Here is a 23592-nt window from a genome sequence, read left to right as displayed (position 1 = left end):
GTGCGGGCCGCGGGCGCCCCTGAACCTCACCGGAAGAGGACCACCATGACCTTCCAACTCTCCCCGGAGCTCGCCGCCGTGGTGGACTCCGGGCTGCTGTCCCCGGTGCGCGCGGGTACGCCCGTGGAGGCGGCGGTGTCGGACGCGGCCTGGCTCGCGGCCATGGTCGAGGCCGAGACCGCGCTCGTGCGGGCGCAGGCCCGGCTGGGCACCGTGCCCGAGTCCGCGGCGGCGGCGATCGTCGAGGCCGCCCGACCCGAGCGGCTCGACCTGGTCGCGCTGGCCCGCGCGTCCCGCGAGACGGCCAACCCCGTCGTGGGGTTCGTGAAGGCGCTGACCGCCGTGGTCGCCGCCGAGGACCCGGCCGCCGCCGAGTACGTGCACCGCGGCTCCACCAGCCAGGACATCCTGGACACGGCCACCATGCTGGTCGTCCGCCGGGCCGGCGTGCTGATCCGGGCCGACCTCGACCGGTGCGCGGCCGCCCTGGAGCGGCTGGCCCGCACCCACCGGGCCACCCCGATGGCCGGTCGCACCCTCACCCTGCACGCGGTGCCCACCACCTTCGGCCTGAAGGCGGCGGGCTGGCTGCACCTGGTGACCGAGGCCCGCCGCCGCACGGCCGCGCTCGCTGCCGCCCTCCCGGTCGAACTGGGCGGAGCCGCAGGCACCTTGGCCGGCTACCTGGAGCACGCGAACAACCCCGGCGACGACTACGCCGACCGCCTGGTCGAGGCGTACGCGCACGAGACCGGCCTGGCCCCGGCCACCCTGCCCTGGCATGTCCTGCGGACCCCGATCGCCGACACCGGGGCGGTGTGCGCCTTCCTCGCCGCCGCGCTCGGCAAGATCGCGGTCGACGTCCAGTCGCTGGCCCGCACCGAGGTCGGCGAGGTCACCGAACCGGCGGTGGCCGGCCGGGGCGCGTCCTCGGCGATGCCGCACAAACGCAACCCCGTCCTCGCCACGCTGATCCGCTCTGCCGCGCTCCAAGTCCCGCAGCACGCGGCCGTGTTGTACGGCGCGATGCTCGCGGAGGACGAGCGCTCGGGCGGCGCCTGGCACGCCGAGTGGCAGCCCCTGCGGGAATGCCTGCGGCTGGCGGGCGGCGCGGCCCACACGGCGGTGGAACTCCTGACGGGCCTCACGGTCGACGCCGACCGCATGCGCGCCAACCTCGACCTGACCGGGGGACAGATCGTCTCCGAGCGGGTGGCGGCCGTACTGACCCCGCTGCTCGGCAAGGCGCAGGCGCGGGCGCTGCTGACTCGGGCCTCGCACGAGGCGGCGGACCGTGGGACGAGCCTCGCGGAGGTCCTCTCGGCGGCTCCGGAGGTGACTCGGCACCTGACAGCGGCGGAACTGGAGGAGTTGCTGGACCCGACCCGGTATCTGGGGGCGGCGCCGGGGCTGGTGGACCGGGCGGTGGGCGGCCCGGACCGGGCGGTACCGCACCGGTCGGCGGCATGAGTCGACCGGGGGCGTTGGCGTTCCCTTGAACCGTCCTTGACCGCTCTTCAGCAGCCTGGGCGTATGAATCCCGAACCCGCCGCGGAACGACGGCAGTTGCTCGACACCCTCCAGGGTCTGCTGGACGCCCTGCCGGGTCCGGCCGACGGGGTGCCGCCGCGGGCCGAGGAGGTTCTGGCGTATCTGGAGACCGGCCGGGGGCGCCCTCTCGGCACCTCTTCCGCCCGTCCACCGGGGACCCCGCACGGGGACGCGGCCGTGGAGGCGTCGCTGCGGCTGGTGATCGAGGCGTTCACGGCGTTCCTGAGCGCGCGGGGGGACCCGGCCGGTCCGCGGTGAGGCCGGTCAGCTGTGGGTATGCACATCGTCAGGGTTGTCCACAGGGTCTGCCGTGTTTGCGCCACCGCGCTGTACCGTCGGCACGAGTTGATGTTCGTGCGGCCGGGAGACGGCCGGGGTTCGGGGGAGGCGGTCGGTGTGATCGACGGCGGTGCGGCGCAGGATTCGGGCGAGCGGAGCTCGCTGTCCCGGCGGCTGCCCCGGGTGCGCGGGTTCGCCCAGTGGCCCGGGAACGGCACCCCGAAGGAGGAGGGCAAGTCCCTGCGGGACCGCGTGCCGCGCGGTACGCACGCACTCCTCGACCTGGACCCCGCCCGCCCCGACGCCCTCACGGCGGTGGAGGAGTCCAACCGCGGCCGGATCCCCGAGCTGACGCCGATAAGGGTGGGCCGGATGGCGGCCACCCCGTTCGCCTTCCTGCGCGGATCGGCGGGCCTGATGGCCCACGACCTCGCCCGCACCCCCATGACCCGCGTCCTCGCCCAGATCTGCGGCGACGCCCACGCGGCGAACTTCGGCCTGTACGGCGACCCGCGCGGCGGACTGGTCATCGACCTGAACGACTTCGACGAGACGCTGCTCGGCCCCTGGGAGTGGGACCTGAAGCGGCTCGCGGCCTCGCTGGTGCTGGCCGGCCGGGAGGCGGGCGCCGCCGAGGACACCTGCCGCAAGGCGGCGCACGACGCGGTGGGCGCGTACCGGCGCACGATGCGGCTGCTCGCCAAGCTCCCGGTGCTGGACGCCTGGAACGCCATCGCGGACGAGGAGCTGGTCTCCCACACCGACGCCCATGACCTGCTGGGCACGCTGGAGCGGGTGGCCGAGAAGGCGCGCTCCAACACCAGCGGCCGGTTCGCGGCGAAGTCGACGGAGCCGACCGAGGACGGCGGCCGCCGCTTCGTGCCCGCACCGCCGGTGCTGAGCAGCACGCCGGACAAGGAGGCGGCGGAGGTGGCGGCCTCCCTGGAGGAATACGTCGGCACGCTCTCCGAGGACCGCCTCCCCCTGCTGGCCAGGCACGCGGTGCACGACGTGGCGTTCCGCGTGGTCGGCACGGGCAGCGTGGGCACCCGTTCCTACGTCGTCCTCCTGCTGGACCACCGGGGCGAACCGCTGGTCCTCCAGGTGAAGGAGGCCCGCCCCTCGGCACTGGTCCCGCACCTGGCGACGGCAGGCTTCGAGACCCCGTCCGTGGCACACGAGGGCCGCCGCGTGGTCCTGGGCCAGAAGCGCATGCAGGTGGTCAGCGACATCCTGCTCGGCTGGACGACGGTCGAGGGCCGCCCCTTCCAGGTACGCCAGTTCCGCAACCGCAAGGGCAGCGTGGACCCGGCCGCCCTCTCCCCCGACCAGCTCGACGACTACGGCCGCATGACCGGCGCCCTCCTGGCCCGAGCCCACTCCCACAGCGCCGACCCCCGCCTCATCGCCGGCTACTGCGGCAAGAACGAGGAACTCGACGAGGCCATAGCGACCTTCGCGGTGGCATACGCGGACCGCACGGAAGCAGATCACGCGGACCTGGTGAAGGCGGTGCGGGAGGGGAAGATCGCGGCGGAAGAAGGGGTGTGAGAACCCACCCCCAGGGGCGCGGGGAACTGCGCGCCCAGCCACAACGGCGCGACAGACAACACACGACCTGCCGCGCCGAGGGAACTACTACTCTGGTCGAGTGACAACCCCGGAAGAAGATCAGACCCCCCGCCCGGAAGAGCGACTCGAACGCGCCGTACGCGCAGCGGAACAGGCACTGATCGAGTACGAGATCGCCGTAGAGACCTTCCGCGTGGAGGTCGAGAACTTCTCCCGGCTGCACCACCAGAAGCTGGGCCCGATGTACGCCCGCCTCGACGATCTGGAAGCAAGGATCGCCGAGGCGAAAGCAGCCCGCACCGGTGACCCGGAGGACGTCCGCAAGGCGGAGGAGGCCCGCGCGCGGGTCATGCCGATGCCGGGCGTCGAGGAGCTGTTCCACGGCTGGATGGACGGCGAGGGCCTGTTCCCGGAGGCGTCCGCGATGCTCACGGACCAGCCGGTACGGCCCCCGCAGCGGGTCCGCCCCAGCGAGGAGGCCCGCAAGCTCTACCGCGAGCTGGCCCGCAAGGCCCACCCCGACCTGGCCCAGGAGGACGGGGAGCGGGCGCGCCGCGAGGAGTTCATCACCCGCGTCAACGCCGCGTACGCCCGGGGCGACGAGGCCCTGCTGAAGGAGCTGGCCGAGGAGTGGGCGGCGGGTCCGGCCCCGAAGGAGCGGCAGCCGAGCCCCGCCGAGGAGCTCTATGCCCGCCTCGAGTGGCTCTCCGAGCGCAAGGAGATGCTCACCCTGGTCGTACGGGAGCTGGAGGACAGCGCGATCGGCTCCATGCTGCGGCTGGCCCCGGACGACCCGGACAAGCTGCTGGAGGAGATCGCCGAGCAGCTCCTGTCCGACGTGGCCGCGCGCGAGGCGGAGCTGGCCGAACTGCTCGGGTAGTGAGGGAGGCGGCCGGACCGCGCGTGCCACCGGGTACCGTCGGTGGCATGCATTTCGGATCTGGCGTGCCCACGGTCGAGGTCACGGACCTCAAGGACGGCGATTTCCTCCTGGACGTCCGCGAGGACGACGAGTGGCAGGCGGGCCACGCCGAGGGGGCGCTGCACATCCCCATCAGCGAGTTCGTCGCCCGCTACGGCGAGCTGACCGAGGCCGCCCCGCAGGACGGCCGGGTCAATGTGATCTGCCGCTCCGGAGGCCGCAGCGCCCAGGTCGCGATGTACCTGGTCCAGCAGGGCATCGACGCGGTGAACGTCGACGGCGGCATGCAGGTGTGGGCGGCCGCGGGCCGACCGGTCGTCACGGACGAGGGCAAGCCCGGCTTCGTGCTCTGAGCCGCACGCCTCACCCCAGAGGATGCGCCGCCAGCAAGTCCCCCAGCGCCTCCTCGTGCGCCGCCGCCGGGCCGAGCGACAGTTCCAGCTGCTTGGCCCAGGCGTGGTACCGGTGCAGGGGATAGTCGACGTCGGCCCCGAACCCTCCGTGCAGATGCTGCGCCGTCTGCACGATCCGCCGTACCCCCTCCGCGGCCCAGATCTTGGCCACGGCGACATCCGCGGCGACCGGCAGCGCCCCCGGCGCCCGCGCCGTGATCCGCCAGGCGGCCTGCCACAGGGTGACCTCCATGGCCCGCAGGTCGATGTACCGGTCTGCGGCCTGCACGGCGACCGCCTGGAAGGTGGCGAGCGGGTGGCCGAACTGCTCCCGCTTGCCGGTGTAGTCACTGGTCATCCGCAGCACCCGGTCCCCGAGCCCGAGCGCCAGCGCACACGTCCCGACCGTCAGCAGCTCCCGCAGCCGCTCCCAGGCGCCCTCCGCCGTCACCACCTCCCGCTCCGCGAGCCGCACGGAGTCGAGCCGCAGCTCCCCGAGCCGCTCCCCGGTGGTGGAGTACTGCTCGGCGAGGCCGACCCCGTCCTGTTCCCTCGGCACCAGCGCCAGCACGGCCCGGTCACCGTCCGCGCTCGCCGGTACGACGACGAGATCGGCGTCGCACGCCCACGGCACCGCCGTCTGCGCACCGTCCAGCACCCACCCCGCACCGTCCCGGCGCGCCGTCACCGCCAGCTCGGCCGGGTCGTGCCCGGTACGGCCGTGCGCGGCGACCGTCAGCGCGACCTCGCCGCGCCCGGCCCGCGCGAGCAGCCCGGACTCCAGGTCCTGGCCGCCGTACGCCTGAAGGACGGCCAGTGCGGCGCTGTGCTCCAGCAGCGGCACCCGCGCCAGCACTCCCGCCGCCTCGCGCAGCACGAGACAGAGCGCCACGGCGTCCAGGCCGGCGCCGCCGTGCTCCTCGGCGAGCAGCAGGCTCAGCAGGTCGGCGTCGGCGAGCCGGGACCACAGCGCGCGGTCGAAGTCCTCGGCCACGGCGCCCCGGGTGAGCGCGGGGCTCGGCACGGCGTCCGGCTCGACCCCGGCGAACACCCCCCGTGCCGCCTCGGCCGCCGCCTGCTGCTCCTCGCTGAAGGTGAAGTCCACGGTCCCGCCCTTCCGTGCCCGGAGTCCCGCTCACAGAGATCTGACGGTGCGTCAAGATAGAACAGGTTCTAGAAGAAGGGAACGCCCGGACCGGGGATCTTCTTCTGGATCTTCACCCCCTTTCCCATGGATCTTCACCCCTCTCACCAGTGGATCTTCGGCCCGCACCAACCGCTCCGCAGACGTGACCTTGCCGTGAGCCGAGCGCCGTAAGGTGTCCCCCCGAGGCAGGGCCGCCCGGGGGAGGTTCTGCCGTCGACCGACATCGGGGAACGGGGCGGAATGGACGCGTACGACGCAGTGGGCGAGGCCCGGCACGGGCCGGAGCCCCGCAGCGGTGTGGCCGCGCTCTCCCTGCGCTACCAGATCGCCGCCGCCCTCGCCCTCGCCGTCGTAGCGGTCGCCGTCTGTGTCCACATCGGCATGGTCTTCCTGCACGTCGCCCCCTCCAACACGGTCAGCAAGCAGCACGGCTCGGCGATCGAGGACTGGATCTATCCGGAGTTCGAGCAGAACTGGAAGCTCTTCGCGCCCAATCCGCTCCAGCAGAACATCGCCGTGGAGGTCCGCGCCGAGATCCGCGAGGCGGACGGCGGGATGCGCACCACCGGCTGGTACGACCTGTCCGCCCAGGACGGCCGGGACATCGACGGCAACCTGCTGCCGAGCCACACCCAGCAGAACGAGCTGCGCCGGGCCTGGGACTTCCTGGTCGCCACGCACGACGAGGACAACCGCCCGGTGGGCCTGCGCGGCGATCTGGCCGAGTCCTACCTACGCCGCATCGTGGTCCTGCGCCTCGACCGCGAGGACGCGGCCGGACCCGGCGGGGTCGTGCAGCGCGTCCAGGTCCGCTCGCGGACCACGAACGTGCAGCCTCCCGAGTGGAGCGAGGAAAAGGTGCCGGACAACCCGGTGTACCGGGAGCTGCCCTGGTGGGAGCTGCCCGAGGACGAGGCAGTGGACGGGGCCGAGGGGGACCGGGCATGAACCGTGTCGCCCTCTGCCTCTCCGCGGGCATCGCCCGGGTCACCGAGTCCGCGCTCGGCCCGTACCAGACGGCCGTGGTCCGGATCGGCTTCGCCGCGACCTGGCTGCTCTTCCTGCTGCGCGAGCTGCCCCACCGCCATGAGCTGTACGGCCCCGACGGCCCCTGGAACTTCGCGCTCGCCGAGCAGCTGATCACCGCGAACGGCGCCTTCACGGCCCTGATCTGGACCGACGGCCGGCTCTGGTTCGAGCTGGTCTACGCCCTCGCCGTCCTCTTCGCCGTCCTGCTGCTGCTCGGCTGGCGGACCCGCACGATGTCCGTGCTGTTCATGGTCGGGGTGCTGTCGCTCCAGAACCGGTCCATCTTCATGGGCGACGGCGGCGACAACGTCCTGCACCTGATGTCGATCTACCTGGTCTTCACCCGCTGCGGCCGGGTCTGGTCGCTGGACGCGCGCAGAGCGGAACGCACGGGGGACAGGACCGACCGCGTGGGTCCGGTCCTGTGGGGCGTGCTCGGTCTGGTCCTGATCATGGCCGGTCTCGCGGGCCGGCTCGACGGCGACCGGACCGTGCCGCTGATCCTGTGGACCGTGTGGATCGCGCTGGCCGTGTGGTGGCTGGTCGGGCGTTTCGCGCGCACCGCCGAGCCGCGCGTCCTGCTCGATGTGATCGCGAACATCGTGCACAACGGCGCCCTGCTCGTGATCATGGCCGAGGCCTGTCTGATCTACGCCACCGCGGGCTGGTACAAGATCCAGGGCTCCCGCTGGCAGGACGGCACCGCCGTCTACTACCCCCTGCACCTGGACTACTTCTCCCCCTGGCCGGCCCTCGCCGACGCCCTCTCGGCCAGCGGCGTCATGGTGATGCTGGTGACGTACGGGACGGTCCTGGTCCAGGTCGCCTTTCCGTTCACGCTGTTCAACCGGCGGGTCAAGAACGTCCTGCTGGCCGCGATGATGTTCGAGCACGCGGTGATCGCGGTCGTCCTCGGCCTGCCGTTCTTCTCGCTGGCGATGATCGCGGCGGACGCGGTCTTCCTGCCGACGACCTTCCTGCGCCGCCTGGGCGCCTGGGCGGCCCGGATACCGGCCCGGCTGCCGGGCCCACGCAAGGGCGGCGACATGGCACTGCCCGAGCCCCGCAGCCCGGAGAACCCCGCGAACCCCGACAACCCCGAGAGCCCGGAGCAGACCCACGTAGGCTCCGCTCCATGACCACCCCCGTCACCACCTGGCACCGCCTCGCCGGCACGGCCGTACTCCTGGACGGCTTCCACGCCCTCAAGCACGCGGTGCGTTTCGGGGCGGAGATCCCGGTGGCGGTGGCGACGGACCGGGAAGCGACCCTCGCGCTGGCCGACGAACTGGCCCCCGACGTACGCGACCGTCTGTCCACCCTCCTCACGGAGGTCCCGGAGGAGACGTACCGCGCCCTGGTCCCGCGCCCGCACCCCACAGCCGTAGCGGCCCTGGCGGTACGTCCGTCCCGCGCGGCGAATCTGGAGCGGTTGGCGGCGAGGCCGCGCCCCACCCCGGTGGTCCTCCTCGACCACCCCCGCAACCTCGGCAACGCGGGTGCGGTCATCCGCCTGGCCGCGGGCTTCGGCGCGACGGGCGTCATCACCACCGGCACGCTGGACCCCTGGCACCCCACGGTCGTACGAGGCGGCGCGGGCCTCCACTTCGCGACAGCGGTGGAACGCCTCACACCGGAGGAACTCCCGAGCGGCCCCCTCTTCGCCCTGGACCCCGAGGGCGACGACATCCGGGACGTGAAACTCCCGGATGACGCCGTCCTCGCCTTCGGCTCAGAACGCAGCGGCCTCTCACCAGAGGTCCGCGAACGAGCCGACCACCTGCTGGCGCTACCGATGCGCCCGCAGGTGAGCAGCTACAACCTGGCGACGAGCGTAGGAATGACGCTCTACCACTGGAGTGCCTTCAGGGGTTCTTAGGCCTCCCGCCGAACCTCGACCACGCGGAAGCGGTTCGCGACGAACGCCCCGTCGCACAGCGCCGCGTTGGCCGCCGGGTTGCCGCCCGAGCCGTGGAAGTCGGAGAAGGCCGCGGTCTGGTTGACGTACACCCCGCCCGTCAGATTCAGCGACAACTGCGCCGCTTCCTCCAGACAGACCTCCTGCACCGCCTGCTCGACCTCGGAGTCGACGGTGTACGCCCCGACCGTCATCGCACCCTTGTCCCGAACCGTCCGCCGCAGCAGCGACACCGCGTCCGCGGCGGAGTCCATGGCCACCGCGAAGGACACCGGGCCGAAGCACTCGTTCATGTACGCGGCCTCGTCGTCCGGCTTGGCCCCGTCCAGCTTGACGATGACCGGCGTGCGGACGACCGCATCGGGGAAGTCCGGGTTCGCCACCTCGCGGGATGCGAGGGCGACTTCACCCAGTCCCGCCGCGGCCTCGAGGCGTGCCTTGACGTCCGGGTTGACGATCGCGCCGAGCAGCGCGTTCGCGCGGGCGTCGTCACCGAGGAGTCCGTCCACCGCGCGGGCGATGTCCGCGACGACCTCGTCGTACGTCCGCGGCCCGTCCTCGGTGCGGATGCCGTCCCGGGGGATCAGCAGGTTCTGCGGCGTCGTGCACATCTGCCCGCTGTACAGCGACAGCGAGAACGCCAGGTTGGACAGCATGCCCTTGTAGTTGTCGGTGGACTCCACGAGCACCGTGTTGACGCCGGCCTTCTCCGTGTAGACCTGCGCCTGGCGGGCGTTGGCCTCCAGCCAGTCGCCGAAGGCGGTCGAACCGGTGTAGTCGATGATCCGGATCTCGGACCGCACGGCGAGCGTCTTGGCGATGCCCTCACCGGGCCGCTCGGCGGCCAGCGCGACCAGGTTCGGGTCGAACCCGGCCTCGGCGAGCACCTCGCGCGCGACCTGCACGGTGAGCGCGAGCGGCAGCACCGCGCGCGGGTGCGGCTTCACCAGCACCGCGTTGCCCGTGGCGAGCGAGGCGAACAGGCCCGGGTAGCCGTTCCAGGTGGGGAAGGTGTTGCAGCCGATCATCAGCGCGATCCCGCGCGGTACCGCCGTGAACGCCTTGGTCAGCGCGAGCGGGTCCTTCTTGCCCTGCGGCTTGGTCCACTCCGCGGTGTCGGGCGTGCGGACCTGCTCCACATACGCGTACGCCACGGCCTCCAGGCCGCGGTCCTGCGCGTGCGGGCCGCCTGCCTGGAACGCCATCATGAACGCCTGGCCCGAGGTGTGCATGACCGCGTGCGCGAACTCGTGGGTGCGGTCGCTGATCCGCTTGAGGATCTCCACGCAGACCACCGCGCGGATCTCCGCGCCCGCGTCCCGCCAGGCCCGCTGTCCGGCCCTCATGGCGGGCAGCAGCACGTCCACGTCCGCGTGCGGGTACTCCACGCCCAGCGCCAGGCCGTACGGGGAGACCTCGCCGCCCACCCAGCCGTCGGTGCCGGGCTGGCCGAGGTCGATCCGGGTGCCGAGGAGGGCGTCGAAGGCGGCCTTGCCCGCCGCCATGTCCAGGCTGCCGTTCTCGCCGTAGGCCTTGGGGTGCTCGGGGTGCGGGGACCAGTACGCGCGCGTGCGGATCGCTTCCAGCGCCTGGTCGAGGGTGGGCCGGTGCTTGGCGATCAGGTCGTGGGGGGTGAGGGCGGCGGCCATGCGGGACCAACTCCTAGTCTCAAGAACTCTTCGTCGAGTTCATGACCTGGCAGAAACATGGGCAGGAACAGCCAGTCAGAGTTAGAGTAACCGAACGATCGGTCGGTTCAAGGGGGTCCGCCGCATCTGTGGAAAACCCCGTGCGGGAGGATCGCGGACATGACAGCAATCGACCTCAGCAGCCCCGTGGCCGTCGTCGGCACCGGCACCATGGGCCAGGGCATCGCCCAGGTCGCACTGATCGCAGGCCACCCCGTGCGGCTGTACGACGCCGTGCCCGGCAAGGCGCGGGAGGCGGCCGACGCGATCGGCGCCCGCCTCGACCGGCTGGTCGAGAAGGACCGGCTCAGCGACGCCGACCGGGTCGCCGCCCGGGCCCGGCTGATGCCCGCCGAGGCGCTCACCGACCTCGCCGACTGCGGCCTGGTGATCGAGGCCGTCCTGGAGCGCCTGGACATCAAGCAGGAACTGTTCCGGGCCCTGGAGGAGGTCGTCGACGACGACTGTCTGCTCGCCACCAACACCTCCTCCCTCTCCGTCACCGCCATCGGCGGCGCCCTCGCGAACCCCGGCCGCTTCGTGGGCCTGCACTTCTTCAACCCGGCCCCGCTGCTGCCGCTGGTCGAGGTGGTCTCCGGGTTCGCGACCGACGTCACCTCGGCCACGCACGCGTACGAGACGGCCCGCGCCTGGGGCAAGACGCCGGTCGCCTGCGCCGACACCCCGGGCTTCATCGTCAACCGCATCGCGCGGCCCTTCTACGCCGAGGCCTTCGCCGTCTACGAGGCCCAGGGCGCCGACCCCGCCACCATCGACGCCGTGCTGCGCGAGTGCGGCGGCTTCAAGATGGGCGCCTTCGAACTGACCGACCTGATCGGCCAGGACGTCAACGAGTCCGTCACCCACTCCGTGTGGCAGTCCTTCTTCCAGGACGTCCGCTTCACGCCCTCCCTCGCCCAGCGCCGCCTGGTGGAGTCCGGCCGCCTGGGCCGCAAGAGCGGGCACGGCTGGTACGACTACTCCGATGAGCTCGGGGCCGCCGAGCGCCCCGAACCGCACACCGCCGAGCCGGAGCGCGCGCCCGCGTATGTCGTCGCCGAGGGCGACCTGGGCCCCGCCGCCGAACTGCTCACGCTGCTGCGCGAGGCGGGTATCCCGGTGCGCGAGGAGGACGAGGACCACGGCACCCGCCTGGTCCTGCCCAGCGGCGGCCAGCTGGCGCTCGCCGACGGGCAGACCTCCGTGGAGTTCCGGGACGTTGTCTATTTCGACCTGGCGCTCGACTACCGCCGGGCCACCCGGATCGCCCTGTCCGCCTCCCAGGACACCTCCCCGCAGACCCTCGCCGAGGCCATCGGCCTGTTCCAGGCGCTCGGCAAGCAGGTCAGCGTCATCGGGGACGTGCCCGGCATGATCGTCGCCCGTACGGTCGCCCGGATCGTCGACCTCGCCCATGACGCCGTCGCCAAGGGCGTGGCCACCGAGGAGGACATCGACACAGCCATGCGGCTCGGCGTCAACTACCCGCTCGGCCCCTTCGAGTGGAGCCGCCGGCTCGGCCGCAACTGGGCCTACGCCCTCCTCGACGACCTGCACCTGCGCGACCCCTCCGGGCGGTACGCGCCCTCCCTCGCGCTGTACCGGCACGCCTACGCCACCGACAAGCGGGAGGGCAGCGGCTCATGACCACCGCCAAGCGCGACACGTACACCCCTGAGACGCTGCTGTCGGTCGCCGTCGGGGTCTTCAACGAACGCGGCTACGACGGCACCTCCATGGAGCATCTCTCCAGGGCCGCCGGGATCTCCAAGTCGTCGATCTACCACCACGTCTCCGGCAAGGAGGAGCTGCTGCGCCGCGCCGTGAGCCGGGCCCTGGACGGGCTGTTCGGCATCCTCGACGAGGAGCACGCGCGTGTGGGGCGCGCCTCGGACCGCCTGGAGCACGTCGTGCGGCGCATGGTCGAGGTGCTGATAACCGAGCTGCCCTATGTGACGCTGCTGCTGCGGGTGCGCGGCAACACCGACACCGAGCGGTGGGCGCTGGAGCGGCGCCGCGACTTCGACCACGAGGTCGCCGAGCTGCTGAAGGCGGCGGCCGCCGACGGGGACCTGCGCGGGGACGTGGAGGTGCGGCTCGCCACCCGGCTGGTCTTCGGGATGATCAACTCCATCGTGGAGTGGTACCGGCCGGACGGCCGGGGCATGGGCGAGCGCGAGGTCGCCGACGCCGTGGTGCAGGTGGTGTTCGGGGGGCTGCGAAAGGCGGCCTGAGAGCCGCTGTCAGCCCTGTGGCTCCAGGTCCTCCTCCTCGAAGACCAGCAGGGTGCGGGTGCTGAGCACCTCGGGGATGGCCTGGAGGCGAGTGAGGACCAGTTCCCGCAGCGCCCGGTTGTCGGGCGTGTGCACCAGCAGCAGGACGTCGAAATCGCCCCCCACCAGCGCGATGTGCGAGGCCCCCGGCAACTGCCTGAGCTGCTCGCGCACGGTCCGCCAGGTGTTCTGCACGATCTTCAGCGTGATGTACGCCGACGTCCCGTGCCCCGCGCGTTCATGGTCGACGCGGGCGCCGAAACCCCGGATGACGCCGTCCTCGATGAGGCGGTTGATGCGCGCGTAGGCGTTGGCGCGCGAGACATGGACCCGCTCGGCGACGGACCGTATGGAGGCGCGGCCGTCCGCCTGGAGCATCTGGAGGATGTCCTGATCGATGGCGTCGAGGGGACGGGGTGGCGGCGGAGCCGCGCCGTCGGGGCCCTCGACCATTTGTTCAGGTGCCATGTCCCCCCGCCTCCCTGTCGTGGACGTACTGCGTTCATTGCAGGCTGTGGAGAACCGTTTGTCCACAGCCTGGAGGTGCCTGTAGCCAAAATGTGCCGACGACCGAACAATCGGTAGGTGAGGCGGGTCACAGCCGACACGTCTCCCGTAGCCACTCCCACGAGGAGGTGCCGTCATGACGGTCATGGAGCAGCGGGGCGCGTACCGGCCATCGCCGCCGCCCGCCTGGCAGCCCCGTACCGACCCCGCGCCGCTGCTGCCCGACGCGGAGCCCTACCGCGTCCTCGGCACGGAAGCGGCGGCCAAGGCCGACCCCGGTCTGCTGCGCCGCCTCTACGCCGAACTGGTGCGCGGCCGTCGGTACAACGCCCAGGCCACCGCCCTGACCAAGCAGGGCCGCCTGGCCGTCTATCCGTCCACCACCGGACAGGAGGCCTGCGAGGTCGCCGCCGCGCTCGCCCTTGAGGAGCGCGACTGGCTCTTCCCGAGCTACCGCGACACCCTCGCCGCCGTCGCCCGCGGCCTGGACCCCGTGCAGGCGCTCACCCTGCTGCGCGGCGACTGGCACACCGGCTACGACCCGCGCGAGCACCGCATCGCCCCGCTGAGCACGCCGCTCGCCACCCAGCTCCCGCACGCCGTCGGCCTCGCCCACGCCGCCCGCCTCAAGGGCGACGACGTGGTCGCGCTCGCCATGGTCGGCGACGGCGGCACCAGCGAGGGCGACTTCCACGAGGCGCTGAACTTCGCCGCAGTCTGGCAGGCGCCGGTCGTCTTCCTGGTCCAGAACAACGGCTTCGCGATCTCCGTACCGCTCGCCAAGCAGACCGCGGCCCCGTCGCTGGCCCACAAGGCCGTCGGCTACGGCATGCCCGGCCGCCTGGTCGACGGCAACGACGCCGCCGCCGTGCACGAGGTCCTCACCGACGCCGTGGCCCACGCGCGTGCGGGCGGCGGCCCCACCCTGATCGAGGCGATCACCTACCGGATCGACGCCCACACCAACGCCGACGACGCCACCCGCTACCGCGGTGACTCCGAGGTGGAGACCTGGCGCGGACACGACCCGATCGCCCTGCTGGAGCACGAGCTGACCGAGCGCGGCCTCATCGACGAGGCCGGCATCCAGGCCGCGAAGGACGCCGCCGAGGAGATGGCCGCCGAGCTGCGCGAGCGCATGAACGCGGACCCGGTGCTCGACCCCATGGACCTGTTCGCCCATGTGTACGCCGAGCCCACCCCCCAACTGCGGGAGCAGCAGGCACAGCTGCGCGCCGAGCTGGCAGCCGAGGGAGACGAGCGATGACCACCGTCGCGGTGAAACCCGCCACCATGGCACAGGCCCTCACGCGCGCGCTGCGCGACGCCATGGCGGACGACCCGTCCGTGCACGTCATGGGCGAGGACGTCGGCACCCTCGGCGGTGTCTTCCGGGTCACCGACGGACTCGCCAAGGAGTTCGGCGAGGACCGCTGCACCGACACCCCGCTCGCCGAGGCGGGCATCCTCGGCACCGCCGTCGGCATGGCCATGTACGGCCTGCGGCCGGTGGTGGAGATGCAGTTCGACGCGTTCGCCTACCCGGCCTTCGAGCAGCTGATCTCCCATGTCTCCCGGATGCGCAACCGCACCCGCGGCGCCATGCCCCTGCCGATCACCATCCGCGTCCCCTACGGCGGCGGCATCGGCGGTGTGGAGCACCACAGCGACTCCTCCGAGGCGTACTACATGGCGACCCCGGGCCTCCATGTCGTCACCCCCGCCACCGTCGCCGACGCCTACGGCCTGCTGCGCGCGTCCATCGCCTCCGACGACCCGGTCGTCTTCCTGGAGCCCAAGCGGCTGTACTGGTCCAAGGACTCCTGGAACCCCGAGGAGCCGCAGAGCGTTGAACCGATCGGCCGTGCGGTGGTGCGGCGCTCGGGCCGGAGCGCCACGCTGATCACGTACGGTCCGTCCGTGCCGGTCTGCCTCGAAGCCGCCGAGGCGGCCCGCGAGGAGGGCTGGGACCTGGAAGTCGTCGACCTGCGCTCGCTGGTGCCGTTCGACGACGAGACGGTCTGCGCCTCGGTACGACGGACCGGACGAGCGGTCGTCGTGCACGAGTCGGGCGGTTTCGGCGGCCCGGGAGGGGAGATCGCGGCCCGCGTCACGGAGCGCTGCTTCCACCACCTGGAGGCACCGGTGCTGCGCGTCGCCGGGTTCGACATCCCCTATCCGCCGCCGATGCTGGAGCGTCACCACCTGCCCGGCGTGGACCGGATCCTGGACGCCGTGGGGCGTCTGCAATGGGAGGCCGAGAGCTGATGGCACAGGTGTTGGAGTTCAAGCTCCCCGACCTCGGCGAGGGGCTCACCGAGGCGGAGATCGTGCGCTGGCTGGTCCAGGTCGGCGATGTCGTCGCCGTCGACCAGCCGGTCGTCGAGGTCGAGACGGCCAAGGCGATGGTCGACGTCCCCTGCCCCTACGCCGGTGTGGTCACCGCCCGCTTCGGCGAGGAGGGCTCCGAACTGCCCGTGGGCGCCCCGCTGATCACCGTCGCCGTGGGCGCCCCGGCCTCCGACAGCGAGGCCGCGGGCTCCGGCAACGTCCTGGTGGGCTACGGCACCTCCGAGGCCCCCGCGCGACGCAGGCGGGTACGCCCCGCGCAGCCGACGCCGCCCGAGAGCGTGGCGCGGCCCGTCGGCACCGCGGCCGGGCACCGGCCCGCCGACGACACGTCATCGGCCGTTGCCCTGACCCGTGCTGACGGCCCGGTACCCGTGATCTCCCCGCTGGTTCGCCGCCTCGCCCGTGAGAACGGCCTGGACCTGCGGGAGTTGCACGGCTCCGGTCCGGAAGGGCTGATCCTGCGCGCGGACGTGGAGTACGCCCTGCGGGCCGCCGCCGCACAGGGACGCACAGCACAGGCCCCCGCCCCCGCACCCGTCACCGCCCTCGCCCCCGTCACCGTCGGCGAGACCCGCACCCCTCTCAAGGGCGTCCGCGGTGCCGTGGCCGACAAGCTCTCCCGCAGCCGGCGGGAGATCCCGGACGCGACCTGCTGGGTGGACGCCGACGCGACCGAGCTGATGCGCGCCCGCACCGCGATGAACGCCGCGGGGGGCTCGAAGATCTCCCTCCTGGCCCTGCTGGCCCGTATCTGCACCGCCGCCCTGGCCAGGTTCCCGGAGCTGAACTCCACCGTGGACCAGGAGGCCCGGGAGATCGTCCGGTTCGACCACGTCCACCTGGGCTTCGCGGCCCAGACCGAGCGCGGCCTGGTCGTGCCGGTCGTGCGCGACGCCCACGCACGGGACGCGGAGTCGCTGACCGCCGAGTTCGCCCGGCTCACCGAGTCGGCCCGCACCGGCGCCCTGACACCGGCGGAGCTCACCGGCGGCACCTTCACGCTGAACAACTACGGTGTCTTCGGGGTGGACGGCTCCACGCCGATCATCAACCACCCCGAGGCGGCCATGCTCGGCGTCGGCCGGATCATCCCCAAGCCGTGGGTGCACGAGGGCGAGCTGGCCGTGCGCCAGGTCGTCCAGCTCTCGCTCACCTTCGACCACCGGGTCTGCGACGGCGGCACGGCGGGCGGCTTCCTGCGCTACGTGGCGGACTGCGTGGAGCAACCGGCGGTGCTGCTGCGCACCCTCTGATTGCGGGACCTCCCCCACGTTCCCTGTGATCCACGGGACCCGCATACTCAGGGGGTGACCGCGTACGAGCCCCCGGGCGACCCGGGTACCGAGGCGTACGACGCCGTCGTGCTCGCCGGGGGTGTCGCCCGGCGGCTCGGCGGCGCGGACAAGCCCGGCATCGGCGTCGGCGGGCGTCCGCTGCTGGAGCGGGTGCTCGCCGCCTGCGCCGACGCCCGCACCACCGTCGTCGTCGCCGATGAGCGGCCCACCGCCCGCCCGGTGACCTGGGCGCGCGAGGACCCGCCCGGCGGCGGCCCGCTGGCCGCCCTCGGCGCCGGACTGCGCGCCACCACGGCGGACCGCCTCGTGCTCCTCTCCGCCGACCTGCCGTTCCTCGACGCCGCCACCGTCCGGCGCCTGCTCACCGCGCTCGGCGCGAGCGGCGCCGACGGAGCGCTGCTCACCGACGCCGAAGGCCGTGACCAGCCGCTCGTCGCCGCGTACCGCGCACCCGTGCTGCGCGAGGCCCTCGCCGCGCTCACCGAGGAGCACGGCACCCTGACCGGCCTGCCGCTGCGCCGTCTCACCGCCGGTCTCCGCCTCAGCCGCGTCCCCGACCCCGTCGCGTCCTTCGACTGCGACACCTGGGACGACATCGCCACCGCCAGGGCACGCATCAGGGAGCATGGGCACGTGTTGGATGAATGGATTTCCGCAGTCAAGGACGAGCTGGGCATCGAGCTCGACGTCGACATCAAGGTCCTGCTGGACCTGGCCCGCGACGCCGCCCACGGCGTGGCGCGGCCCGCGGCCCCGCTGACCACCTTCCTCGTCGGCTACGCCGCCGCGCGCGGCGACGGCAGCCCCGAGGCGGTCGCCGAGGCCGCCCGTAAGGCCGCGGACCTCGCCACGCGCTGGGCCGCGGAACAGGCCCCGAAGGCGGCGGACGACGCCGGCCCGGACGCCGGATGACCCCCCGCAGCGTCCAGAACGACCAGGACGCCGAGGACCTCGACGTCGAGGAGGTGCTCGCCCTCGTGAAGGAGAACCGCACGGGCGACCCCACACCTGCCCCGCGAGACCGGCCCGACAGCCCCGAGCAGCGCCAGTCCGGACACCACGCCAAGCACGACCGGCACCACCGGGCCACCCCCTGGCCCGAGGCCCGCGCGATCGCCGCCCGCGCCGGACGCGGCCGCGGCACCCGCCGTGCCCCCCTCCAGGCCCCCCTCGACTCGGCGCTCGGCCTCACCCTGGCCGCCCCGCTCACCGCCCTCACCGACCTGCCCTCCTTCGACACCTCCGCGATGGACGGCTGGGCGGTCGCCGGACCGGGCCCCTGGGACGTACGGGAGACCGGCGTCCTCGCCGGGCACACCGAGCCCGAGTCGCTCACCGACGGCGAGGCGGTCCGGATCGCCACCGGCGCCCGGATCCCCCTGGACACCACCGCCGTGCTGCGCAACGAGCACGGCCGCAGCGACGCCCAGGGCAGACTGCACGCGGACCGCGACCTCCAGCACGGCCAGGACATCCGCCCGCGCGGCCAGGAGTGCCGCTCCGGCGACCAGCTCCTGCCCGTCGGAACCCTGGTGACCCCGGCCGTCCTCGGCCTCGCCGCCGCCGCGGGCTACGACGCCGTCACCGCCGTCCCCCGGCCGCGCGCCGAAGTGCTGATCCTGGGCGACGAGTTGCTCACCGAGGGCCTGCCGCACGACGGGCTGATCCGGGACGCCCTCGGCCCGATGCTGCCGCCCTGGCTGCGGGCGCTCGGCGCCGAGGTCACCACCGTGCGCCGGCTCGGCGACGACGCCGAGGCCCTCCACAAGGCCCTCGCCTACTCCGAGGCCGACCTGATCGTCACCACCGGCGGCACCGCCTCCGGACCCGTGGACCATGTCCACCCCACCCTGCGCCGCCTCGACGCCGAACTCCTCGTCGACGGCGTCAAGGTGCGCCCCGGCCACCCCATGCTGCTGGCCCGCACCAAGGAGAACCAGCACCTGGTGGGCCTGCCGGGCAACCCCCTCGCGGCCGTCTCCGGCCTGCTCACGCTCGCCGAGCCGCTGCTGCGCACCCTCGCCGCCCGCCCCGCCCCCGAGCCGTACACGCTGCCCTTGCAGGACGCGGCGCACGGGCATCCGCACGACACCCGGCTCGTCCCCGTCGTGCTGCGCGGCGACCGGGCCGTGCCGCTGCACTACAACGGCCCCGCGATGCTGCGGGGCATGGCGGCCGCCGACGCCCTGGCCGTCGTACCGCCCGGAGGGATTCGGGCCGGTGCGGAGGCGGAACTGCTGGACCTGCCCTGGGCGTCCTCGGGGATCGGGGTGTGTTTCACGTGAAACTTCCGGGCCACGACGTCATCGCGCGTCAGCCTGACGAACGCCTGGCGACCCATCGGATCAAGCTGCCGAAGAAGGTGGTGGAGCACCCCTTCCGCCAGGTCGCCAAGCGCGTGGTCATGGCGCTGACGCTCCTGGTGCTGTGCGCCCTCATCGTCTACGCCGACCACGACGGCTACAACGACAACTCCGACGGCAGCCTCGACTTCCTCGACGCCTTCTATTACGCGACCGTCACCCTCTCCACCACGGGCTACGGCGACATCACCCCGGTCAGCGACACCGCCCGGCTCACCAACATCCTCGTCATCACGCCCATGCGGGTGCTGTTCCTGATCATCCTGGTCGGCACCACGCTGGAGGTCCTCACCGAGCGCACCCGGGAGGAATGGCGTCTGAACCGCTGGAGGTCCGCCTTGCGCGACCACACCGTCGTCGTCGGCTTCGGCACCAAGGGGCGCTCGGCGATCCAGACCGTCTGCGCCACGGGACTGAGGAAGGAACAGGTCATCGTGGTCGACCCCAGCAGCAAGGTGATCGACGCGGCGACCGCCGAGGGCTACGCGGGCATCGTCGGCGACGCCACCCGCAGCGATGTGCTCAAGCGGGCCGAGGTGCACAGGGCCCGGAAGATCATCATCGCCACCCAGCGCGACGACACAGCCGTCCTGGTCACGCTGACGGCCCGCCAGATGAACCGCGGCGCGAAGATCGTGGCCGCGGTGCGCGAGGAGGAGAACGCCCCGCTGCTGAAGCAGTCCGGCGCCGACGCGGTCATCACCAGCGCCAGCGCGGCCGGCCGGCTGCTCGGTCTGTCGGTGCTCAGCCCCGCCGCCGGCATGGTGATGGAGGACCTGATCCAACAGGGCAGCGGGCTCGACATCATCGAACGGCCGGTCATAAAGGCCGAGGTCGGCAAGGGGCCGCGGGAGACGTCCGACCTGGTGGTCAGCGTCGTACGCGGCCACCGGGTGCTCGGATACGACGACCCGGCCATCGGCACCCTTGAGGCGACGGACCGGGTCATCACCATCATCCGGGCCACGCCGAGCACCCAGGTCGCGCCCGACATCCGCCCGATTTCACAGGACTGACAGTGATGATTGCTGTGGCTCCGCCCGAGGGTCTGACTCAAGGACTGACTGGCGCTTCGGCTGTCCTTGGCGTGAATCGTCGGCCTTCCGGGCGGAGCCGCTATGCGCGTGGCCGGTCGGGCGTCTGTGACTTCATAGGAGCCCGGCCAAAGGTCCCATCACTGTCTTGTCCGTCTGCCCGACCGGCGCGTGCTCTCCCTCACGCGTCGTACGGAAGGACAGCAGGCTCCAGCATGGCAGCAGACGAGATAGCGGTCATCGGCGGCATTGACACCCACACCGACCTGCACCAGGCCGCAGTGATCGACACCGTGGGCCGGCACCTGGCCACCCGGGCGTTCGAGACCACCCCGGACGGCTACCGGCAGATGCTGGAGTGGCTGTGCTCGCACGGTGAACTCCTTGTGGTGGGCCTAGAAGGTACCGGTGCCTACGGAGCAGAAGCCGCCCGCTTCCTTACTGCGAACGGCGTCACGGTCATCGAGGTCGACCGCCCCGATCGCAAAGCGAGGCGGGACAACGGCAAGTCCGATCCCGTCGACGCCTACGCCGCCGCGACCGCCGTGCTGTCGGGCCGGGCCTCGGGCATCCCGAAGACCCGCGACGGGATCGTGGAGGCCATCCGCACCCTGCGGGTGGCCCGCAGCTCGGCGGTCAAGGCCCGCACCCAGGCCATCAACCAGATCCGCACGCTGATCGTCACCGCCCCTGCCACGGTGCGCGAGAGGCTGCGCGGCCTGGCCACCGGCGAACTGGTCGACACCCTTGCTCGTTCCCGCCCGGCAGGTGACCTTGCCGATCCGGTCTGCGCGGCGAAGATCACGCTGCGACGGCTCGCTCGCCGCTACCAGCTGCTCTGCGAGGAGATCGCCGAGGCGGATGCGGACCTTGGGCCGCTGGTCACCCGGGCGGCACCGCGCCTGATCGCTCTGCCCGGCGTCGGCCCGGAGACCGCAGGCCAGCTGCTGACCAGCGCGGGCGACAACCCCGACCGCCTGAAGTCGGAGGCGTCCTTCGCGCACTTGTGCGGAGCCGCTCCAATCCCGGCCTCCTCGGGACGCACCAACCGGCACCGACTCAACCGCGGCGGCGACCGCCAGGCCAACAGGGCGCTGCACACCATCGTGCTGGTCCGGATGCGCTACGACCAGCGGACCAGGGACTACGTCGCCAAACGCACTACCGAAGGCATGACCAAGAAGGACATCATCCGCTGCCTGAAACGGTTCGTCGCCCGTGAGGTCTACAAGCACCTGCCCCACCCACGGATCACAACCGAACACCTCATCCAGACCACTTGACGATCTATAGGAGCTTCCGGCTACTTGCGGTTGTACAGCCGCATCGTGATCGGCCCGAAGACCAGGATCAGCACCGCGGCCCAGCCCAGCGTCCAGGCGATCTCGTCGGCCGGCCAGTCACCCGCCATCAGCTCCCGCACCGCGGAGGACAGATGGGTGATGGGGCTGTTGTTGACGAAGGCCTGGAGCCAGCCCGGCATGGTCCTCGGGTCGACGAACACGTTGGACAGGAAGGTCAGCGGGAAGATCACCATCATGCTGACGCCCATCACCGACTTCTCGGTGCGCAGCAGCAGCCCGAACATCGTCCAGATCCACGAGAACGCGAACGAGAACACCACCAGCAGCGCGATCCCGGCGAGCACGCCCACGATCCCGCCGTCCGGCCGGTAGCCGATGATGATGCCGACGGTGAGCATCACCGCGGAGGCGAGGGTGTAGCGCACGGCGTCGCCCAGGAGATAGCCGACCATCGTCGACGGCCGCCAGATGGGCAGCGACCGGAACCGGTCGAAGACACCCTTCTCGATGTCCGTGTTGACCGATACACCGGTGTACATCGTGATCATCACGACCGACATCACCAGGATGCCCGGCAGCAGGAACTGGATGTACTCCTCCGGGGACCCGGCCAGGGCGCCCCCGAAGAGGTAGGTGTACATCAGCACCATCATGATCGGGAACGCGGTGACGTCGAAGAGCTGCTCCGGCACATGCTTGATCTTCAGCATCGCCCGCCAGCCGAAGGTCAGCGAGGCCGACAGCGCGCTCGGCCGTGGCGGCCGCTCCCCGGTGACGAGCAGCTCGGCGAGCGACTCGGTGCTGACCGGGGCGAGTTCCTTGGCCTCGGGGGTTGTCGCGGTGCTCATGCCGCCACCTCGTCCTTGCTGCCGTGGCCGGTGTCCTGGCCGGTGTCGTGTCCGGTGAGGGCGAGGAAGACCTCGTCCAGGCTGGGCTGGCCCAGGGAGAAGTTGTCGACGGTGATGCCGGTCCGGGCCAGCTCGGCGAGCGCCCGCGAGGCCTGCTCCGCCGCGCTGTCACCGGCCGCGGAGGACAGCCGGGCGGTCAGCGCCACCGGGTCGTGCTCCAGCGTCACGTCCGCGGTCAGCGCCGTCCGCAGCACCCGCTCGGCGTCCGGCCGCCGGCCGGGATCGCGCAGCCGCAGATGGACCGATCCGGCGCCCACGGACGCCTTCAGCTCGCCCTTGGTGCCCTCGGCGATCACCCGGCCGTGGTCGATGACCGCGATCCGGGAGGCGAGCTGGTCGGCCTCGTCCAGATACTGCGTGGTCAGCAGCACCGTCGTGCCCTGGGCGACCACCGCGCGCACGATGTCCCACACCTGGTTGCGGCTGCGCGGGTCGAGCCCGGTCGTCGGCTCGTCGAGGAAGAGCAGATCGGGCGTGTTGAGGATGGACGCGGCGATGTCGATCCGGCGCCGCATCCCGCCCGAGTAGTGCTTGACCTGCTTGGCCGCCGCCTCGCTGAGCCCGAAGGCCTCCAGGAGCTGTTCGCTGCGGATGCGCGCGGCCGGCTTGGAGTGGCCGAGCAGACGGCCCAGCAGGATCAGGTTCTCGGTGCCGGTGAGGTCCTCGTCCACGGAGGCGTACTGGCCGGTCAGGCTGACCCGGCCGCGCACCTCGTCGGCCTCGCGCACGACGTCGTGGCCGAACACATGGGCCTCACCGCCGTCCGGGCGCAGCAGGGTGGCGAGCATCTTCACGGTGGTGGTCTTTCCGGCGCCGTTCGGCCCGAGGACGCCGTAGACCGTGCCGGCCGGCACCGCCAGATCGACTCCGTCGACGGCCCTGGTCTCGCCGAACGTCTTCACCAGGCCCGCGGTCTCGATGGCCAGGGCCGGCGTGTGCTGGCTCATGGTGGGATGTCCTTCCGCGTACGTGGGTTACGCATGGGGAGACCTTCACCGTCGCCCGAACTCATCGGTCCCGCACAGGGTTTTTCGGGGGAACCGGACCAAGGACCGAGG

General features: G+C 72.2%; 22 protein-coding genes. 17 read left to right on the top strand and 5 right to left on the bottom strand.

What is annotated here, in order from left to right:
* Positions 1-45: 45 nt before the first annotated feature.
* From BN159_RS21700 to BN159_RS21680, 5 genes are all read left to right on the top strand, one after another.
* The gene (locus BN159_RS21700; RefSeq protein WP_015659148.1) at positions 46-1470 is read left to right on the top strand and encodes a nitrosuccinate lyase; all 1425 of its coding nucleotides are present in this window, start codon (positions 46-48) and stop codon (positions 1468-1470) included.
* A gap of 63 nt (positions 1471-1533) precedes the next feature.
* Complete coding sequence (locus BN159_RS21695) at positions 1534-1809, top strand: hypothetical protein (RefSeq protein WP_015659147.1); 276 nt, start codon at positions 1534-1536, stop codon at positions 1807-1809.
* A 90-nt stretch (positions 1810-1899) separates the two neighbouring features.
* The gene (locus tag BN159_RS21690) at positions 1900-3381 is read left to right on the top strand and encodes a DUF2252 domain-containing protein (protein WP_106435780.1); all 1482 of its coding nucleotides are present in this window, start codon (positions 1900-1902) and stop codon (positions 3379-3381) included.
* A 100-nt stretch (positions 3382-3481) separates the two neighbouring features.
* Complete coding sequence (locus BN159_RS21685) at positions 3482-4282, top strand: J domain-containing protein (protein ID WP_015659145.1); 801 nt, start codon at positions 3482-3484, stop codon at positions 4280-4282.
* A 65-nt stretch (positions 4283-4347) separates the two neighbouring features.
* Positions 4348-4677 (top strand): rhodanese-like domain-containing protein, encoded by a 330-nt coding sequence (locus tag BN159_RS21680; RefSeq protein ID WP_041819638.1) that lies wholly within the window; start codon positions 4348-4350, stop codon positions 4675-4677.
* Between the two features lie 10 nt (positions 4678-4687).
* Here BN159_RS21680 and BN159_RS21675 read toward each other — a convergent pair whose 3' ends face one another.
* Positions 4688-5821 carry an acyl-CoA dehydrogenase family protein gene (locus tag BN159_RS21675; RefSeq protein WP_015659143.1) on the bottom strand — a complete coding sequence of 378 codons (1134 nt, stop codon included), beginning with the start codon at positions 5819-5821 and terminating at the stop codon, positions 4688-4690.
* A gap of 282 nt (positions 5822-6103) precedes the next feature.
* On the opposite strand from BN159_RS21675, the gene BN159_RS21670 reads away from it, so the two are divergent.
* Genes BN159_RS21670 through BN159_RS21660 form a run of 3 tightly spaced genes read left to right on the top strand, consistent with a single transcriptional unit; the run spans position 6104 to position 8771 of the window.
* Complete coding sequence (locus BN159_RS21670) at positions 6104-6811, top strand: DUF5819 family protein (protein ID WP_015659142.1); 708 nt, start codon at positions 6104-6106, stop codon at positions 6809-6811.
* Entirely contained in the window at positions 6808-8031 is a 1224-nt protein-coding gene (locus BN159_RS21665) for an HTTM domain-containing protein (RefSeq protein ID WP_015659141.1), read from the top strand. The genes BN159_RS21670 and BN159_RS21665 overlap by 4 nt, the downstream gene beginning before the upstream one ends.
* Positions 8028-8771: a TrmH family RNA methyltransferase gene (locus tag BN159_RS21660; protein WP_015659140.1), complete on the top strand. Its 744-nt coding sequence runs from the start codon at positions 8028-8030 to the stop codon at positions 8769-8771. Before BN159_RS21665 ends, BN159_RS21660 begins: the two co-directional genes overlap by 4 nt.
* Here BN159_RS21660 and paaN read toward each other — a convergent pair.
* The gene (paaN, locus tag BN159_RS21655; RefSeq protein WP_015659139.1) at positions 8768-10459 is read right to left on the bottom strand and encodes a phenylacetic acid degradation protein PaaN; all 1692 of its coding nucleotides are present in this window, start codon (positions 10457-10459) and stop codon (positions 8768-8770) included. The genes BN159_RS21660 and paaN overlap by 4 nt on opposite strands.
* A gap of 159 nt (positions 10460-10618) precedes the next feature.
* Between paaN and BN159_RS21650 the strand changes: the two genes are divergently transcribed.
* Together BN159_RS21650 and BN159_RS21645 are read left to right on the top strand one after the other, a co-directional pair.
* Positions 10619-12145, top strand: a complete 1527-nt coding sequence (locus BN159_RS21650) for a 3-hydroxyacyl-CoA dehydrogenase (RefSeq protein WP_015659138.1) — start codon at positions 10619-10621, stop codon at positions 12143-12145.
* On the top strand, positions 12142-12732 hold the full coding sequence (locus BN159_RS21645) for a TetR/AcrR family transcriptional regulator (RefSeq protein ID WP_015659137.1): 591 nt from the start codon (positions 12142-12144) through the stop codon (positions 12730-12732). The genes BN159_RS21650 and BN159_RS21645 overlap by 4 nt, the downstream gene beginning before the upstream one ends.
* 9 nt (positions 12733-12741) lie before the next feature.
* Here BN159_RS21645 and BN159_RS21640 read toward each other — a convergent pair whose 3' ends face one another.
* Entirely contained in the window at positions 12742-13224 is a 483-nt protein-coding gene (locus BN159_RS21640) for an Lrp/AsnC family transcriptional regulator (protein ID WP_041819636.1), read from the bottom strand.
* A 190-nt stretch (positions 13225-13414) separates the two neighbouring features.
* On the opposite strand from BN159_RS21640, the gene pdhA reads away from it, so the two are divergent.
* The 7 genes from pdhA to BN159_RS21605 all read left to right on the top strand — a co-directional run bounded on the left by pdhA (position 13415) and on the right by BN159_RS21605 (position 21605).
* Positions 13415-14545, top strand: a complete 1131-nt coding sequence (pdhA, locus tag BN159_RS21635; protein WP_015659135.1) for a pyruvate dehydrogenase (acetyl-transferring) E1 component subunit alpha — start codon at positions 13415-13417, stop codon at positions 14543-14545.
* The gene (locus BN159_RS21630) at positions 14542-15546 is read left to right on the top strand and encodes an alpha-ketoacid dehydrogenase subunit beta (RefSeq protein ID WP_015659134.1); all 1005 of its coding nucleotides are present in this window, start codon (positions 14542-14544) and stop codon (positions 15544-15546) included. The genes pdhA and BN159_RS21630 overlap by 4 nt, the downstream gene beginning before the upstream one ends.
* Complete coding sequence (locus tag BN159_RS21625; RefSeq protein ID WP_015659133.1) at positions 15546-16883, top strand: dihydrolipoamide acetyltransferase family protein; 1338 nt, start codon at positions 15546-15548, stop codon at positions 16881-16883. Before BN159_RS21630 ends, BN159_RS21625 begins: the two co-directional genes overlap by 1 nt.
* A gap of 54 nt (positions 16884-16937) precedes the next feature.
* Positions 16938-17837 carry an NTP transferase domain-containing protein gene (locus BN159_RS21620; RefSeq protein ID WP_015659132.1) on the top strand — a complete coding sequence of 300 codons (900 nt, stop codon included), beginning with the start codon at positions 16938-16940 and terminating at the stop codon, positions 17835-17837.
* The gene (locus tag BN159_RS21615) at positions 17834-19210 is read left to right on the top strand and encodes a molybdopterin molybdotransferase MoeA (protein ID WP_015659131.1); all 1377 of its coding nucleotides are present in this window, start codon (positions 17834-17836) and stop codon (positions 19208-19210) included. The genes BN159_RS21620 and BN159_RS21615 overlap by 4 nt, the downstream gene beginning before the upstream one ends.
* Positions 19198-20304 (top strand): potassium channel family protein, encoded by a 1107-nt coding sequence (locus BN159_RS21610; RefSeq protein WP_015659130.1) that lies wholly within the window; start codon positions 19198-19200, stop codon positions 20302-20304. Before BN159_RS21615 ends, BN159_RS21610 begins: the two co-directional genes overlap by 13 nt.
* Before the next feature lie 233 nt (positions 20305-20537).
* Entirely contained in the window at positions 20538-21605 is a 1068-nt protein-coding gene (locus BN159_RS21605; RefSeq protein WP_015657210.1) for an IS110 family RNA-guided transposase, read from the top strand.
* Positions 21606-21625: 20 nt separating this feature from the next.
* On the opposite strand, the gene BN159_RS21600 is transcribed toward BN159_RS21605, so the two are convergent.
* Positions 21626-22474 carry an ABC transporter permease gene (locus BN159_RS21600; RefSeq protein WP_015659129.1) on the bottom strand — a complete coding sequence of 283 codons (849 nt, stop codon included), beginning with the start codon at positions 22472-22474 and terminating at the stop codon, positions 21626-21628.
* Positions 22471-23481, bottom strand: a complete 1011-nt coding sequence (locus BN159_RS21595) for an ATP-binding cassette domain-containing protein (protein ID WP_015659128.1) — start codon at positions 23479-23481, stop codon at positions 22471-22473. Before BN159_RS21595 ends, BN159_RS21600 begins: the two co-directional genes overlap by 4 nt.
* Positions 23482-23592: the final 111 nt, after the last annotated feature.

Source organism: Streptomyces davaonensis JCM 4913, assembly GCF_000349325.1.
Classification (GTDB): Bacteria; Actinomycetota; Actinomycetes; order Streptomycetales; family Streptomycetaceae; genus Streptomyces; species Streptomyces davaonensis.
Note: the sequence above shows the minus strand (reverse complement) of the source record. Positions and strands in the feature narration are given on the sequence as shown.

Bases quoted from the DNA above. Each gene is read 5' to 3' on its own strand.
- pdhA (WP_015659135.1), top strand. From the start codon at position 13,415: ATGACGGTCATGGAGCAGCGGGGCGCGTACCGGCCATCGCCGCCGCCC.
- BN159_RS21660 (WP_015659140.1), top strand. From the start codon at position 8,028: ATGACCACCCCCGTCACCACCTGGCACCGCCTCGCCGGCACGGCCGTA.
- BN159_RS21670 (WP_015659142.1), top strand. From the start codon at position 6,104: ATGGACGCGTACGACGCAGTGGGCGAGGCCCGGCACGGGCCGGAGCCC.
- BN159_RS21695 (WP_015659147.1), top strand. From the start codon at position 1,534: ATGAATCCCGAACCCGCCGCGGAACGACGGCAGTTGCTCGACACCCTC.
- BN159_RS21640 (WP_041819636.1), bottom strand. From the start codon at position 13,224: ATGGTCGAGGGCCCCGACGGCGCGGCTCCGCCGCCACCCCGTCCCCTC.
- paaN (WP_015659139.1), bottom strand. From the start codon at position 10,459: ATGGCCGCCGCCCTCACCCCCCACGACCTGATCGCCAAGCACCGGCCC.
- BN159_RS21650 (WP_015659138.1), top strand. From the start codon at position 10,619: ATGACAGCAATCGACCTCAGCAGCCCCGTGGCCGTCGTCGGCACCGGC.
- BN159_RS21625 (WP_015659133.1), top strand. From the start codon at position 15,546: ATGGCACAGGTGTTGGAGTTCAAGCTCCCCGACCTCGGCGAGGGGCTC.
- BN159_RS21700 (WP_015659148.1), top strand. From the start codon at position 46: ATGACCTTCCAACTCTCCCCGGAGCTCGCCGCCGTGGTGGACTCCGGG.
- BN159_RS21600 (WP_015659129.1), bottom strand. From the start codon at position 22,474: ATGAGCACCGCGACAACCCCCGAGGCCAAGGAACTCGCCCCGGTCAGC.
- BN159_RS21690 (WP_106435780.1), top strand. From the start codon at position 1,900: ATGTTCGTGCGGCCGGGAGACGGCCGGGGTTCGGGGGAGGCGGTCGGT.
- BN159_RS21665 (WP_015659141.1), top strand. From the start codon at position 6,808: ATGAACCGTGTCGCCCTCTGCCTCTCCGCGGGCATCGCCCGGGTCACC.
- BN159_RS21605 (WP_015657210.1), top strand. From the start codon at position 20,538: ATGGCAGCAGACGAGATAGCGGTCATCGGCGGCATTGACACCCACACC.
- BN159_RS21615 (WP_015659131.1), top strand. From the start codon at position 17,834: ATGACCCCCCGCAGCGTCCAGAACGACCAGGACGCCGAGGACCTCGAC.
- BN159_RS21595 (WP_015659128.1), bottom strand. From the start codon at position 23,481: ATGAGCCAGCACACGCCGGCCCTGGCCATCGAGACCGCGGGCCTGGTG.
- BN159_RS21645 (WP_015659137.1), top strand. From the start codon at position 12,142: ATGACCACCGCCAAGCGCGACACGTACACCCCTGAGACGCTGCTGTCG.
- BN159_RS21630 (WP_015659134.1), top strand. From the start codon at position 14,542: ATGACCACCGTCGCGGTGAAACCCGCCACCATGGCACAGGCCCTCACG.